This is a genomic window from Pseudomonas sp. R2-37-08W (genome assembly GCF_003851705.1).
Classification (GTDB): domain Bacteria; phylum Pseudomonadota; class Gammaproteobacteria; order Pseudomonadales; family Pseudomonadaceae; genus Aquipseudomonas.
Window position 1 is genome coordinate 1,831,861 of the sequence record NZ_CP027728.1, and the last position, 14,477, is coordinate 1,846,337.

General features: G+C 59.0%; 12 protein-coding genes. 5 read left to right on the forward strand and 7 right to left on the reverse strand.

Annotation, left to right across the window (positions count from 1 at the left end; all coding sequences use genetic code 11):
• The first annotated feature begins 88 nt into the window (after positions 1-88).
• Positions 89-778 (forward strand): response regulator, encoded by a 690-nt coding sequence (locus tag C4J93_RS08485; RefSeq protein ID WP_124429076.1) that lies wholly within the window; start codon positions 89-91, stop codon positions 776-778.
• Positions 779-819: 41 nt separating this feature from the next.
• On the opposite strand, the gene C4J93_RS08490 is transcribed toward C4J93_RS08485, so the two are convergent.
• Positions 820-1,857, reverse strand: a complete 1,038-nt coding sequence (locus C4J93_RS08490; protein ID WP_124361881.1) for a patatin-like phospholipase family protein — start codon at positions 1,855-1,857, stop codon at positions 820-822.
• A 217-nt stretch (positions 1,858-2,074) separates the two neighbouring features.
• On the opposite strand from C4J93_RS08490, the gene C4J93_RS08495 reads away from it, so the two are divergent.
• The 3 genes from C4J93_RS08495 to C4J93_RS08505 all read left to right on the forward strand — a co-directional run bounded on the left by C4J93_RS08495 (position 2,075) and on the right by C4J93_RS08505 (position 4,047).
• Positions 2,075-2,353 (forward strand): hypothetical protein, encoded by a 279-nt coding sequence (locus tag C4J93_RS08495; RefSeq protein ID WP_003238638.1) that lies wholly within the window; start codon positions 2,075-2,077, stop codon positions 2,351-2,353.
• Positions 2,354-2,398: 45 nt separating this feature from the next.
• A complete protein-coding gene (locus C4J93_RS08500) occupies positions 2,399-3,160 on the forward strand; it encodes a CHAD domain-containing protein (protein WP_124429077.1) in 762 nt (253 codons plus the stop codon).
• 89 nt (positions 3,161-3,249) lie between these two features.
• Positions 3,250-4,047: an acyl-CoA thioesterase II gene (locus C4J93_RS08505; RefSeq protein ID WP_124429078.1), complete on the forward strand. Its 798-nt coding sequence runs from the start codon at positions 3,250-3,252 to the stop codon at positions 4,045-4,047.
• Positions 4,048-4,050: 3 nt separating this feature from the next.
• Here the strand turns inward: C4J93_RS08505 and C4J93_RS08510 are convergent, their stop codons facing one another.
• From C4J93_RS08510 to C4J93_RS08535, 6 genes are all read right to left on the reverse strand, one after another.
• Positions 4,051-4,413 (reverse strand): Mpo1-like protein, encoded by a 363-nt coding sequence (locus C4J93_RS08510; protein WP_124429079.1) that lies wholly within the window; start codon positions 4,411-4,413, stop codon positions 4,051-4,053.
• A gap of 119 nt (positions 4,414-4,532) precedes the next feature.
• Positions 4,533-4,958, reverse strand: a complete 426-nt coding sequence (locus tag C4J93_RS08515) for an Imm50 family immunity protein (RefSeq protein ID WP_124429080.1) — start codon at positions 4,956-4,958, stop codon at positions 4,533-4,535.
• A gap of 86 nt (positions 4,959-5,044) precedes the next feature.
• On the reverse strand, positions 5,045-5,452 hold the full coding sequence (locus tag C4J93_RS08520) for a hypothetical protein (protein WP_124429081.1): 408 nt from the start codon (positions 5,450-5,452) through the stop codon (positions 5,045-5,047).
• The gene (locus C4J93_RS08525) at positions 5,449-10,188 is read right to left on the reverse strand and encodes an RHS repeat-associated core domain-containing protein (protein ID WP_124429082.1); all 4,740 of its coding nucleotides are present in this window, start codon (positions 10,186-10,188) and stop codon (positions 5,449-5,451) included. The genes C4J93_RS08520 and C4J93_RS08525 overlap by 4 nt, the downstream gene beginning before the upstream one ends.
• A 234-nt stretch (positions 10,189-10,422) precedes the next feature.
• Complete coding sequence (locus tag C4J93_RS08530) at positions 10,423-11,904, reverse strand: methyl-accepting chemotaxis protein (protein WP_124429083.1); 1,482 nt, start codon at positions 11,902-11,904, stop codon at positions 10,423-10,425.
• A 96-nt stretch (positions 11,905-12,000) separates the two neighbouring features.
• Entirely contained in the window at positions 12,001-12,807 is an 807-nt protein-coding gene (locus C4J93_RS08535) for a TatD family hydrolase (RefSeq protein WP_124429084.1), read from the reverse strand.
• Between the two features lie 237 nt (positions 12,808-13,044).
• Between C4J93_RS08535 and C4J93_RS08540 the strand changes: the two genes are divergently transcribed.
• Positions 13,045-14,466 carry a transglycosylase SLT domain-containing protein gene (locus C4J93_RS08540; protein WP_124429085.1) on the forward strand — a complete coding sequence of 474 codons (1,422 nt, stop codon included), beginning with the start codon at positions 13,045-13,047 and terminating at the stop codon, positions 14,464-14,466.
• Positions 14,467-14,477: the final 11 nt, after the last annotated feature.

The window sequence follows — 14,477 nt, forward strand, 5'->3', positions numbered from 1 at the left end:
GCTTCGCACTCCAGCGGGAGCAAGCTCCCTCGCCACAACAGGTTCGTTTCTACAATGGTTTGTTTTTAATGGATATTGATTAGACACCATGAGCCAGACCGCGACGATTCTAGTCATTGATGACGAACCGCAGATCCGCAAATTCCTGCGCATCAGCCTGGCCTCCCAGGGCTATAAGGTGATCGAGGCCGGCACCGGCACCGAAGGCCTTGCCCAAGCGGCATTGAGCAAGCCGGACCTGCTGGTGCTGGACCTGGGCTTGCCCGACATGGACGGCCAGCAAGTGCTGCGCGAGTTTCGCGAGTGGTCGACGGTACCGGTGCTGGTGCTGTCGGTGCGGGCCAGCGAGAGCCAAAAGGTCGATGCTCTCGACGGCGGCGCCAATGACTACGTAACCAAGCCTTTCGGCATCCAGGAATTTCTCGCCCGTGTGCGTGCGTTGTTGCGCCAGGCACCGGCGGGCGAGTCTCAGGAAGCCGCCCTGAGTTTCGGCCCGCTGACGGTAGACCTGGCCTACCGCCGCGTTCTGCTGGACGGTGCCGAGGTAGCGTTGACCCGCAAGGAATACGCGGTGCTGGCGCAACTGGCGCGGCATCCAGGGCGGGTGATTACCCAGCAGCAATTGCTCAAGGATATCTGGGGGCCGACCCACACCGAAGACAGCCACTACCTGCGCATTGTGGTGGGGCATTTGCGGCAGAAGCTGGCGGATGACCCGACGCAGCCGAGGTTTATCGTGACTGAGGCGGGGGTGGGTTACAGGTTGCTAGGGGCCTAGATCGTTGGCGCCTGCCCTGGCGTCATCGCAGGCAAGCTCGCTCAAGACTGCTCACTCTCATACCGATCCAACGTATCACTGGCAATTTCCCGCCCCAACGCGATCAACTCCGGTGCCTTGTAAAACTCGAAAAAACGGCACACCCGCTTGGGCACGTTGATCAGCACATCCGGCGGGTAGCCGGCGATTTTGTACTGTGCCAATGACGTCTGCATCACCTCGAAACTCTGGTTGATCAGGTCCAGCAGCGACGCAGGCCCGACGTTATCGATAATGAACGAGCCTGTGGCCGACTTGGGCGTGCCGGGTTTTTCCGGCGCGGCGGCGGGTTGCTGGGATTCGGGCTCGGCCGACTCCAGCCATGGGTTGATCTCGGCGGCCTGGGCCTGCAACGCTTCCTGCTCGAGCTTCATCAACTGCTCGGCCTGTTTGCGTCGAAACGGCAGGTGCGAACCCAATGATTTTGCCAGGCTGTTGAAGCGGCTCTTGAATGCCGGCGGGCGCTGGATCACCGGCAAATGATAGTGCTTCTGGTTGGTGGCGTTGAGGTTGACCGCGATGATCAAGTCGCAATGGCTCGACACCACCGGCACGATGGGCAACGGGTTGAGCAAGCCGCCATCCACCAGCATGCGGTTGCCCTGCATCACCGGCGTGAACAGGCTGGGGATCGCGGCCGACGCGCGCATGGCCTGGTGCAGGCAGCCTTCCTGGAACCAGATTTCCTGCTGGTTGGTGAGGTCGGTAGCCACGGCTGTGTAGGGGATGCGCAGCTCTTCGATATTGATTTCGCCGACGATCTTGCGGATCTGCCCGAACACCTTTTCACCGCGAATCGCGCCCAGGCGAAAACTCACATCCACCAGGCGCAACACGTCGAGGTAATCGAGGCTTTCGATCCAGTTTCGGTACTCGTCCAGCTTGCCGGCGGCATAGATCCCGCCGACCACGGCACCCATCGAGCAGCCGGCAATACAGGCGATGTCATAGCCGCGCCGTTCGATCTCTTCGATCACCCCGATATGGGCGTAGCCCCTGGCTCCGCCGGAGCCCAGCACTAAGGCAACACGTTTCTTCATGACCAGATCCTTCGTGAAACAGGTGCCCACAATGCACCCATCAAGGGGGCCGCTACAATCCTCGGTAAGCCTTGGCAATATTTTTCCAGAATCGCGTCTAGGCTCGGGTATGCTCTGGCAATGGGTACTACTGATTTCAGGCTAAGGACAAGGCACTTTTCCCTGTAGGCAACGTCTACAGGCTACGACAGATTTTGTATATTTTGAGGTGTCATCGATGAAAGCCTGGATGTGTGTTCCCGTGATCCTGTTGGCCTTGGCTGGCTGTGCCGGGAAAACCGCGTATCGCGACAGCTGCGGGTCGCAGTTGGATGCCGCCTGGAAAGAACTGGACCTGGCCAAGGCCGAGGGCTTCGCGGGCACCGTCAGCTACTCCAAGGCTTTGTCGTTGTTGACCGGGGCCAAGACCCAACAGCAATTCGAAGCGTTCGAAGGGTGCTCCAACAAGGCCGAGAAAGCGCGCTTCTATATCCGTGAGTCACGCGCCGGGCGTTGATTCGCTAGCCGCGAGTAGGCTGTTTCATCACACAGGGAGGGCAGGATGTCAGCGCTGGTCAATCAGTTGGTCGCTCAGGTCATTGGCCTGCAAGTAGGGTTACTGAGCTGTCAGGCTCGTCTTGCCGCCGTCACCGATGATGAGGCCTTGCATGATCTGCGCACTACCGTGCGCCGCTTGCGCAGCCTGTTGCGCCCCTTGCGCGGGTTACCGGGTGTCGAACAGCTTGAATCGGCCGCCCGCGCGGTCGGCCAGTTGACCACACCGTTGCGTGACCGTGAGGTGCTGGCGGCGTACTTGCAGCAGCAAGGTCATTATGAGGCGGCTGAGCGGCGTCTGCGCCTGCAGCCTGAGGCTTATCGCCAGGTGGCGCAGAGCCTGCAGCTGGCGCACCTGCTGCAGATCCTCGATGCGTTTCCACGGTTTATCCGCGCTTCCCAACGCCAGAAATTGCTCAAGGGCCTGCGCTCGCGCATCCAGAAACGCCTGACCAAGCAATGGAACGCACTCGACCACGCGCTGAAAGACCCCGAGCATGATCGCCACCGTTTGCGCTTGCTGATCAAGCGCGTGCGCTACGCCGCCGAGGCGTATCCCGAGCTGGATAAATTGCCCGCCAAGGCCCTGTCCGGTCTGAAAAAAGCCCAGGGCGCCCTGGGTGACTGGCACGACTGCTGGCAGTGGTTGATGCTGGCCGAGCATCAGGCCGATCTTGAGCCCTTCGTCGCCACCTGGCGTCAAACCATGGCCAAGGCCGAGCGGCAGGCGGACCGGGTTCTGGACAAGCTCAGCGCCGATTGTTTCTGAGCCGGTCCGGCTTTTGGCCGGAATAGGCGCTGTACCTGCGGGGCTTGCTGGTTAAGATCTCTCATTGATTTTCTGGATTCGAGGTCGCCATGCGTTTTAGTGGTTTGCTCGACGCTGCCCGTAACAACCCGTCGGATGTCACCATCCCTGCCGAATGGGCCCAAGGCCGCGCCACCTTTGGTGGCCTGGTCGCCGCGTTGCAATACGAAGCGTTGCGCGCCCAGGTGCCGGCGGAGCGGCCGCTGCGCTCCCTGGCGATCACTTTCGTTGGCCCGGTCGCGCCGGATGTACCCGCTAGCTATCAGGTTGAAGTGCTGCGCGAAGGCAAGGCTGTCAGCCAATTGCTGGGCCGTGTGGTGCAGAACGGTGAAGTGGCGACCTTGGTCCAGGCCAGTTTCGGTGCGCCCCGCGCGTCGGAAATTGACGTCGCGAGCGAGCCGCCACCGGTGTTCAAACATTGGGACGAATGCCAGGAACTGCCCTATATCAAGGGCGTCACCCCGGAATTCATGCGGCACCTGGCGATGCGCTGGAGCGTCGGCGGCCTGCCGTTTACCGGCAATAAATCCCGCGACATGGGCGGTTGGGTAAGGTTGCGTGGGGACGTGAAAGAAGAGCCCCTGACCGAGGCGCACATCCTCGCACTGGTCGACGCCTGGCCGCCGGCGCTGCTCCCGCATTTGAAGAAACCAGCGCCGGGCAGCACCCTGACCTGGACCATCGAATTCATCCAGCCCCTGCAGCACTTGACCACCCTCGACTGGTGCCAATACCACGTCAACATCGAACACGCCCGCGACGGCTACGGCCATGCCGCCGCCGCGCTCTGGAGCCCGACCGGCGAGTTGATCGCTCTCAGTCGCCAGACCGTGGTGGTCTTCGCCTGACCCTCAATGCCGGTGACGCTGGCGCCACGCCCGCCACCAGCCGCCGCTGAGCAAAAAGCGCGGAAACGTCACGAACTGCTCGACCACCAGGCGCTGCACCGCGTCGTTACGATCACTGAACGGCTCGCTCGCCTGGGCTTCCAGGCTGTGGCCATGACGCTGCAGCGCCAGGCCCGCCAAAATGCCGATCACGCCTACGGCAAAACTCACCAGACTCAGGCTGAACACACCGGAAACGATCAACAGAAAGCCGATGATGAACAGCGGCACGGCAATCAGGTGCAAGGCCAGATTGGTCGGGTGTTGATGGTTTTGTGGGTAATTACGCCATTGCCAGGCGGGGAGATTGGGGTGACGTTTGCCCATGGTGGTGAATCCTCTGTCCGTTTAAACAACTTGGATAGAGTGTAGGTTGGGGGGACGGGCCGGCGAATTGGGGATGGCTATGGGGGTCATAGTTGCCGTTAGGTGCGTTTGAGCGTCACCTATGACCAAGTATCTGACCAATCGTGGTCGCCCGGTTCCGGACAGTTCATATACACGGACGGACCGGCTAAAAATAACCACTTGGCCTTAAATTCAATAGAGGCATTTTTCGACTTGGCGGTAAATAAAAAGCCATTATTGTCTTGCTCTATTTTAGCAGCGAAAACTTCTCTCTTCGGAAGGTTTACTATTTTTAAATCGCTTACTTCCAAGCATTTGAGGCCAATTCTGCATGTGTTATAGCCTTTGTTTTTCCATTTTTCAGGTAAGCGATCAGGAAATTCTGGGATGTCAAAACCAATCCCCACGTCAGGTCGATCGTTTTCTATGTTTACTGCATGTATATAAATTTTGCCAATTTCAACTGGGTAACTAAATACTTTGTTGAAAAAGATAGTGTCATCAAGGTTATTCCAGTGTTTCATTTTTTGTTCCTAAATGGGTAATGATCTTTTGTGCCAGGGAGCCCAGCCAGCAGGCGCTTGCCTTTTCGGGTCAGCTCTTGCTTGGCCTAGAGCTCGCTTCGTTCGGCACCTATAGATGCTATCCATCTTTTGTAGAAGCGATGCTGTTCATGTGGATCATTCGTTAGATTTTGATCTTCAAAATCAAATATGTGAACCAAGTCTTCTCGTGTCGTACGTTTTCCGAGGCTCAATTCATAGGCGACCATCCCACCACTCATTTGTGAAGACATGCTTGAGGGCCGGACATTTATTTTCGAGCCTTTACAAAGAAACTGTATGTGTGGGAAGTCAGCCATAACTTTTCCTAAACATATATACATGTCCTCCGCTGTATACACTTTTTCAAAATTATCTGCTTCGGAGAACATTAATTTTGTATGGGCTGAATCGTACTTAAAAGTAACGTACTTTTCTACATTGTCTATTATGGCTTTGATTTTTTTTGTTTTCATTTGATCTCCCTGTTTGGATTCGGAATTGAATAGCCCACGTAGCTACCATCACGCTTAACTGGAGTTACCCCTAAAATGTCGGCTGTATTGATTTTACTTTGTATAGCGATTTCTGCCTCGCTGTCAAAAGGAGCCAATTTCCCAAGCTCTTTGTTGACGTCGCGTCCGGGGATTTTCCGCAAAGCGTAGAGAAATCCTTTTCGAGTTCCGTATCCAGTCGCAAAATCAATTCCTATGAGCGTCGATGGAGAAGTACTGATAAAGTTACTTGGTGGGTTGTTACTATCCAAAGCGTGCAAATACAAGTCATTGCTTTCACCTTTGCTTTTGAAACCATTTTTAAATACATGGTCTGGTGTCTTTTCATCACCCCGATAAAGGTATTTTCCGCCGCTATTGATTGGCTGCTTGGGATCCCCTTTAACTGGAGGCGTAACTGTTGCAGGGTCCTTTACCTCAGACTTCGATCGGCAGCCATCCCCTCCTGGGCAATTATTTAATCCTAGCGGATCCATCCAGCCTGTCGGATTGGGCGCGTACCGGTACGCGTTGATCCCACCCGCCAGCCTCACCGGATCAGGTGTCAGGTAACGACCAATATCCGGATTGTAGTAGCGATGGCGGTTGTAGTGGAGGCCGCTTTCCTGATCGAAGTATTGGCCTTGAAAGCGCAGCGGGTTGTCGACTTTGCCTACGTCGAGGCGGCTGATTTCACCGTAGGCGCGGTAGTGGGCGGACCAGACGATTTCGCCTTCAGGCGTGGTGAGTTCCTGCGGCGTGCCGAGGTGGTCGAGTTGGTAGTGGTAGGGCTTGGTTTCTTCTGGGCCGAAGCCTTCCAGCAGTGCTAATGGGCGGAAGCTGTCGGGTTCGTAGAGGTAGCTGCGATGACGATCCGCGTGGTGCTCAGCGACGATTTTGTCGCCTTGCCAGAAGAACTCCGTGGTAATGCCGTCGACGGTTTTGCTGATGCGCCGACCGAACGGGTCATAGCGATAATTAGCAGTTTGGCCGTTAGGCTTGGTGATGCCGATCAACCGGTGCTGGCAGTCGTAACGGTATTCGGTAACGAGTGAGTGACCCTTGCCACGCCGCTCGCGGATGAGGTTGCCGAAGGCGTCGTAGTCGTAATGATGATCGCCTTGGATCATCAATCGATTACCCGCAACGATGTCCGGCCCTGGCCTGTCTTGCATGAGCAGGTTGCCGGCAGGGTTGTGGCCGAAGCGTTCCTGGACGTCTTGCGAATGATCGGCGCGGGTCAGGCGGTGGAGCGGGTCGTAGCGGTAAAGGTGTTCGCCTTTGCGGGTGTCGTGCAGGCGGGTGAGGTTGCCGGTTTTGTCGTAGTCGTAGTGGCGTTGGTAGAGGTGGTTTTGCTGTTGGGTGACGGCGTGGGTATGTAGCCGGTTTTGCTCGTCGTAGTGGTAGTGGCTGAGCAGTTGGCCTTGTTGGCGTTGGTGTTCGCGACCGCTTTTGAACAGATGCGAGGTGAGCACTTCTCCGTTGAGCTCGACGGTGGCGAGATGACCGCCTTTGTCGTGGTTGAAGGTGAGGCGGTTGTTGTCCGGCAGGCGCAGGTTTTTTAACTGGCCGCAGGCGTCGTAGCCATAGCGCAACGTGCCCCAGCCTTGGTGTTCGGCGGTGAGGCGGTTTTGGCGGTCGTACTCGTAGGCCAGGAACCAGTGGCCGTCGTCGACACTGAGGAGGTTGCCTTGGCGGTCGTAGGCATAATCGACAGCGCTGCCGTCGGGCAGGGTTTTTCTTACGAGGCGGCCGGCATAGTCGCGCTGGTATTGAGTGACGAGCTGACTGCCATCGTCGCCGTATTCGGTTTTCTCCAGTAGGTTGCCGTTGAGGTCGTAGGCGTAGGCGGTGCGTTGGCCGTCAAAACCGGTTTCCTGTTGGATCAGGCCGTTGGGATGGTAGTCGAGCTGGTAGGTTTCGCCGACTTCGTTTTCGATGGCGGTCAGCAGTAAGCGGGCATTGTCGTAGCGGTACTTGACCTGGGTGCCGTCGGCATTGATGCGGCGGCTGATCAGGTGCAGGCCGTCGGCGTATTCGTAGCGGGTGACGTGGCCGAGTTCGTCGCGTTCGGCGATGACTTTTCCATAGGGGTTGTAGCTGAATTCTCGCGTGGCACCGTCCGGCCGTACCAAGCGAGTTAACCGACCTACGCTGTCCCACTGATACTGAGTCAGCGCGCCTTGTTCATCCTCACGCGCAACCTGCCGGCCCAGGTCGTCATAGCGGTAGCGCTTGATCCCGCCATTGGGCAGTTGCTCTTCAACAAGCTGCCCGCGCTCATTCCACACCAAGCGATGGCAGCTGTTGTCGGGGTACCAAACCCCGGTCAGTTGTCCCTGTTTGTCGTAGCTGTAGTCGGTCGCGTTGCCATCCGGATCGATCTGGCGAATGACATCTCCCTGGTCATTACGCTCGTATTTCCAGACCGCCTCACCACGTCTTACAACCCGTACGAAACCGTTGTCATGCTCGTAGGACGTTGTCTCGTCATCCCCCGGAAACAGCGCGACCAAGCGTCCGGCGGCGTCGTATTGATAGGCCGTCACCGCACCCAGCGGGTCCTGCTCGACGGTCAGGCGGCCCTTGTCATCGTAGGATTTGAAGTGTTGAGCGCCGTCGGAATCGATGCGCTGTATCAGCCGCGCCCGCTGGTCATGTACGTAAACTTCCTGGCTGCCGTCGGCGTTATGCACGGTGACGCGACCGTCAGCGCCCCAGACATACCGCGTGTCCATCTGCGAAAAACTGGCCCAATGCCGGACACAGCGCGCTGCCTTGCCAGCGCGTTCCCATTCCCAAAAGAAACTCGCCCCACCGGCCAGCTGGCGCTCAAGAATGACGTGCTGCTCGTCGTACCGATAACGCTCACACTCACCGACAGCGTTGGTCGCTGAAACCAGTCGTCCAGCGCCGTCATAATCGTAGGAAACGACGTTCTGCTCGGTCACCCAAACGAACGGTTCATGCCCCGTGGCGCGATGAACCTGGTAGTCCACCGCCACGATGCGGTCGAATTCATAACGCAACAGAAGCGAACGGCCCACGCCGTTATCCAGCCGCTCAATCCGTCCCAACCGATCCCGGACAACCAACAGCCGGTTGTCATACGCATCGCTGATCGCCGTCAGCACACCGTCGCAAAAGTGGTAGAAACGCGAACCCTGGGCCAACACCAGTTCATCAGGCAACGACCCCAAGTAAATCGCCGCTTCCGCCAGGCTGTTGGTAATCGCCGGCCGAGCAGCCGTCGGCAAGGGCAGGGTGGTTGCGCGATTCTCATGATCGGTCCACACCACCGAATCGCCCACAACCACAAGCCGCTGCGCCAGCGCATGACTCCAGCCAAACCCCAGCCCACAATCCACTTCCACCGCACTGCTGCGATACAAGCGCGTCCACTCGAACGGTAAGACCCCATCCAGCGCGCCATCGGTAAGGGTCAGCAGTTCCTCGCCGGTGACCATCGACACCGGGCAGCCGTGGGTGACGGTTTTATCCGAAGAGTCAGCAGCCTCCCCAGCCGGATTTTTAGACGGGGCAGGCACATCATCCACCGCCTCCTGCCGCACCAACGCCGTACGCTGGGTCTTGCTGCGCACCGCTGGCACCGGGTTCGAAACCAGCGTGTCGCCAGCCTTCAACGGCGCCACCGGCACCGCCTTGACCGGCGTCGCCGCACTGCTCAGCAGCAACGGCTTGGCCGCCTCCACATGCGCTTCCAGCCCAGGCCCCACAACCTGCTTGGCCAGCAGCTCCAACAACGCCCGCGCCCGCCCGGATTTGACCTGGCTGAGCACCTGAGCCCCCAACCGAAGCTGTACCCCAATTCCCCGCGTCGCCCATATCAGCAACAGATTGATCAACACTTCGCCGGTAATCTCACCCAGCAGTTCATACATCTCGGGCGGTGGCAGCATGCGCATCCAGGCCACCGCCGCGGAGAGATAAATGAACAACAGCGGCTCATCACTGAGCACCAGCAAACCCTGGGCGAGCGTGTCTTTACCCAGCTTGAGTAACTGATCCAGTTCGGCTTGGGAGATGTACTTCAACAACCGTTCGCTGTTGGACTTGAGGTTCGCCAGCAGGTCGTACAGCTCGGTAATGTTGTCCCACAGGTTGTAAAAGGCCTTGCCAATCCCGGTTGCAAAGGCCGCTCCCTGTTTCGCGCTGCGCGTGAAGGGCGGGGCTTTTGCAAAATCTGTCCACTGAAGCTTGAAGCGCTCGTTCCATTGCTGGCGCAGTTCAGCTTCCAGCCCGGCGATCACCGACTGGTAGGACGCATACAGCGCCTTGACGTGATCCTTGGAAAAGTTGGGGTAAAAGGTGACCTGGTACTGCTGGTCGCGAGTGCATTCTGGGACTTCAAGAATGCCGCTGGGGCCGATGGTTCGCTGCAGCGACGCGCCAATGGGAGTGCCGTCCTTGGCGATGGCTTGCAGCGTGACCGGCGTGTTGCCGATCGGCACGAACCGGGTGCTTTCGAACAGATGCACCAGGGTCAGCCCACCCTGGGCTTTGCACATGGCGACGGTGCGACTGGGCATGTCGGAAGAGATCGGTGCGATCAGTGCGACGTCTTCCCCGACCTTGAATACCTGCTCCACTTCCAGTGCCGAGCCACTTAAAAAGCTGTCGGCCCAGTCGTCGAACGTATTCAGGCAGTCGCGCAAATTCCGAAGAATGCTTTCAACATCCGGCGCTTCGGGGTCCATGGGGGCCAGCACAAAGCTGGCGATCACCGGAATCAAAAGACGGCCCCGGCGACCTGGGCCCCAACGAAAAAAACCATCTGCACTCCCTCGCACTGTTTGATCAGGCGAGGGACTTTGCAGAGGTTCGTCGGTAAAAGAAGTCGGCGTTATTCGCGGGAGTGGCGAGGAAGTTTCGTCTTAATCTCAGGTAGGCTGTGGCTTGGTCGTAGGAATCGGATTACGGTCTGAACGGTCCTACAGCTTCAACTGCCCGATCGCCTTGCTCAACTCTCCCGCCAACGCCGCCAGTGCATGGCTGGTGGTCGCCGAATCCACGGTCTGCCGTACGGTGTTCTCGGTTACATCACGAATACTCACCACCGCGCGGTTCATCTCTTCGGCGACATGGCTTTGCTGTTCGGCGGCCACCGCGATCTGGGTATTGCTCTCGCGCATCTGCGCCACGGCGCCGGTTATGTCGGCGAGTGCGGCACCGGCTTCCTGGGCCTGTTTTACGCAGTCGTCAGCCTTGAACGAGCTTTCCTGCATGAAGTCCACCGCGTCGCGGGTGCCCGCTTGCAGCGCCGAGACCATGCGGGTGATTTCGTCGGTGGAGCTTTGTACGCGCTTGGCCAGGTTGCGCACTTCGTCGGCGACCACCGCAAAGCCACGGCCCATTTCTCCGGCGCGGGCAGCTTCGATGGCGGCGTTGAGGGCGAGCAGATTGGTCTGTTCGGCGATGCTGTGGATCACCCCGACCACGCTGTTGATTTTCTGGCTGTCTTCGGCGAGTTTCTGGATCATTTCAGCGGTCTGTTGCACGCCGCTGGACAGCCCGGCAATCGAACGTTGCACGCGGGTGACCACTTCCTGGCCGCTGCCGGCGAGGGTGTCGGCGGTTTGCGAGAGGTCGCGGGTGGCACCGGCGTGCTGGGCAATGTGGTAGACGGTGGCGGTCATTTCGTTGATCGCCGTGGCGGCCTGGTCGGTCTCGCTTTGCTGGCCGAGCATGCCGCGCTGCACCTCGTTCATGCTGCTGGCCAGCCGCGCGGCGCCCTCGTCCAATTGTTTGGCAGTATGGGCCACGGTGTTGACCACCCGCTGGTAGCCGGCCTGCATGGCGTTGAAGGCGCTGGCCATCTGCCCGACTTCATCCTTGCAGGCCAGGGGCACGCGGGCGGACAAATCGCCGGTTTTCTCCACATGCAGCATCACGTCCTTGAGGGTGTTGAGCTGGCTGAGCAGGAAGCGGATCAGCAGTTGTGAGGCGCCAAGCATCGCGAGCATCAGGATCGCCACCGCCAGCGCATAGTTGACGAAACGTTCGCCGAACACCTGGCGCAGACTTGGCGCGTAGGCGAGTACGGCGACCTGCTGTCCGTCGGCACGGCGGATGACCTCGGCGCCCACCAGCGGATTGACGCCGAACAATGGCAGGTGACTGAGCTCGATCCAGCCGCTCGCGTCTTGCAGGGCTGAGAGATCCTCGCCTGCGCGTTGTGGGACTTGGCCACGGGTGAAGGTCAGCCAGTTCTCGCCAGTGGGCAGTGGCTTGTCAGCCGGCCAAGCGTTAAGCAATTGCCCCTGGGCCTGGGCCGACACCTGGGACGCATGGCTGCGCGCCTGTTGTTCGAGCTGGACGGCATACAGCACCAGCAGCAGGGTAGTGATGAAGGCCACCGCGTTGACGGCCCAGAATTTGTACTTAAGCGAGATATTGCTAAGCCAGGCACCCATGGAAGGTTTTCTCTGATAGCGGAAACAGCATTGGCAAGGTGCCATTATTGTGCCGCTACTCAGGAAAGCGTTTTTGACATGGGTCAATGCGCCGCATCACTCCACGGCAGGCAGGCCGAAAAAGGCGCGGGCACAGGCGGTGCTGTGCATCGCCAGCTCTTCCATCGTTTCATTGCGATGCAGGGCAACCTCGCGCAGCACTTCGGTCAGGAAGGCGGGCTCATTGCGGCCGTTCTTCGGCTTCGGACGCAGCGTGCGCGGCAGCAGGTAGGGCGCGTCACTTTCCAGCATCAGACGGCCACGGGGAATTTCCCTGACCAACGGGTGCAGATGCGTCCCACGGCGCTCGTCGCAGATCCAACCAGTGATGCCAATGTGCAGGTCAAGGTCGAGGTAGCTGAAGAGCGCCGCTTGTTCGCCAGTGAAGCAATGCACCACGGCGGCGGGCAGATGGTCGCGGTAGTCCTTGAGAATCTCCAGCAGGCGTTGGTTGGCGTCGCGCTCGTGGAGGAACACGGGAAGTTTCAGCTCGACGGCCAGGGCCAGGTGTTCCTCGAGGACTTTTTCCTGCTGTGGGCGCGGCGAAAAATCACGGTTGAAATCCAGTCCGCACTCGCCGACGGCGCGCACGCGTGTTTCGCTGAGCAGATCGCGCAAACGTTGGGCGCTGTCGCGGTTCCAAGCGCTGGCGGAGTGGGGATGGATACCGGCGGTGCTGAACAGGCGTTGTGCGCTCTCATCGAGTTTTACGCACAGTTCCAGGGCCTGCTCGCTGCCTTCGACGCTGGTGCCGGTGAGCACCAATTGTTGCACGCCAGCGGCGTAGGCACGCTCGAGAACGGCCGAGTGCCTCTCGTCGAAACTGGGGTTGGTCAGGTTGACGCCGATATCAATGAGTTGCATGGTGCTATCTCCGCCTGCGGCCGGAAAGCATATCAGAGCTGTAGATTTATAAGAAAAACGAAGAACTACAACGCGTTATCGCTGTCTTTGAACGTCGCAAGCGACATTGTGCCGGGCCCCGTTGCCTCTCACCGTGTCGCCGTTGCGCGCCTTGCCAGCGCTTAAAGCGCTCTGTTTCTGACGCCCAACACCTCGCTTTTCACGAAGGCGTTGGCCAGTATTCTTTCCGGAGAGCGGATGATCCGACCCTCGGCTTTGCTTTTAGTGTGCGTGACGTTGCTGCTGCCCATGGCGGCGGTCGCGCGTCTGGATGGGCCGCTGGAAGTGACAAAGCCCGGCAAGGTGCGTGACCTGGCAGACATTCGTTCCAGTCGCACCCTGCGTGTACTGGTCAACCAGAGCCGTAACAGCTCCGGTGAAGTGCAGGGCCAGGCCATCGGTGTCGAATACCATCGCCTGCGTGCGTTCGAGCAATACCTCAATGGCCATGCCCGTGATGGCCAGCAAATCAACCTCAAGATCATCCCCAAGGCCAAGGAGCAGTTGCTTGGCGCACTGGCCCGTGGCGAAGGCGACCTGGTTGCCCCTGGCGAATTGCTGGACGTGAAGGCCGCGCACAAGATCAGCGCCAGCGCCCCGATTGCCAGCGATGTGCCGTTGTGGCTGGTCGGCGTCAAGGGTGAACGCCGGTTTACCAGGTTGGAGCAGTTGTCGGGCCGCACCCTGACGCTGACCACCGGCAGTGCGGCGGCGGATGCGATCAGCCAGGTCAACCAGAAGCTGGCCCTGCACAAGCAGCCGCCGATCAAGGTGGAATGGGTCGACCCTAGCCTGGCGGTGGAAGACGTGCTGGAGATGGTGCAGGCCGGGATCTTTCACCTGACCATCGTGGAAAAGCCGATTGCCGAACGCTGGTCGAAAATTCTGCCCAAGTTGCGCTTTGACAAGCAGGTGGCCATCAGTGAGCCGGGTGACGAGTACTGGTTCGTACGCCAGGATGCGTCAATGCTGCGGGCGAGCATCGATCGCTTCCTCAAGACCTATCACACCCCCTCCGACCAGGATGTGGCGTTCCAGCGTATCTATCGACGTCTCTATCAAGTGCGCAACCCGTTGGCCCGCGCCGACCGTCAACGCCTGGAGAAACTGCGCCCGATCCTGCAAAAGCATGCGCGCGAGCAAGGCATGGACTGGTTGAACCTGGCTGCGCTGGCCTTCAAGGAGTCTGCGCTGGACCCTGGCGCACGCAACAGCGGTGGTCCTACCGGTTTGATGCAGATCACGCCTTCGGCGGCGCAGCGGGTAGGCGTCAACAATATCGAGAATCTGGACAGTAATGTGCAGGCGGGTGCGCGCTACCTGGCGATGATCCGCCGTAAGTTTTTCGCCAGCCCCAAGCTCAATGAGCGCGAACGCATGGCCTTTGTGCTGGCGGCGTATAACATGGGGCCGGAGCGGGTGCAGGGCATGCGCACCGAAGCCAGGCGCCGGGGGCTCAACCCCAATCAGTGGTTCTTTCAGGTTGAACGCATTGCCATGGAGCAGGTGGGGATGGGCGGCGTCAGCTATGTTAATAGTGTCAACAAATACTATCTGGCGTTCGATCGGGAGCGGGAGTCCCTGGAGCCGCCAGCGCCGAAAGTTGCGTCTCGCAAATAATCGATTTTATC

Coding starts and splice junctions, on each gene's coding strand:
- C4J93_RS08525 (WP_124429082.1), bottom strand. CDS start 10,188: ATGGACCCCGAAGCGCCGGATGTTGAAAGCATTCTTCGGAATTTGCGC.
- C4J93_RS08520 (WP_124429081.1), bottom strand. CDS start 5,452: ATGAAAACAAAAAAAATCAAAGCCATAATAGACAATGTAGAAAAGTAC.
- C4J93_RS08530 (WP_124429083.1), bottom strand. CDS start 11,904: ATGGGTGCCTGGCTTAGCAATATCTCGCTTAAGTACAAATTCTGGGCC.
- C4J93_RS08535 (WP_124429084.1), bottom strand. CDS start 12,807: ATGCAACTCATTGATATCGGCGTCAACCTGACCAACCCCAGTTTCGAC.
- C4J93_RS08485 (WP_124429076.1), top strand. CDS start 89: ATGAGCCAGACCGCGACGATTCTAGTCATTGATGACGAACCGCAGATC.
- C4J93_RS08505 (WP_124429078.1), top strand. CDS start 3,250: ATGCGTTTTAGTGGTTTGCTCGACGCTGCCCGTAACAACCCGTCGGAT.
- C4J93_RS08510 (WP_124429079.1), bottom strand. CDS start 4,413: ATGGGCAAACGTCACCCCAATCTCCCCGCCTGGCAATGGCGTAATTAC.
- C4J93_RS08500 (WP_124429077.1), top strand. CDS start 2,399: ATGTCAGCGCTGGTCAATCAGTTGGTCGCTCAGGTCATTGGCCTGCAA.
- C4J93_RS08495 (WP_003238638.1), top strand. CDS start 2,075: ATGAAAGCCTGGATGTGTGTTCCCGTGATCCTGTTGGCCTTGGCTGGC.
- C4J93_RS08540 (WP_124429085.1), top strand. CDS start 13,045: ATGATCCGACCCTCGGCTTTGCTTTTAGTGTGCGTGACGTTGCTGCTG.
- C4J93_RS08515 (WP_124429080.1), bottom strand. CDS start 4,958: ATGAAACACTGGAATAACCTTGATGACACTATCTTTTTCAACAAAGTA.
- C4J93_RS08490 (WP_124361881.1), bottom strand. CDS start 1,857: ATGAAGAAACGTGTTGCCTTAGTGCTGGGCTCCGGCGGAGCCAGGGGC.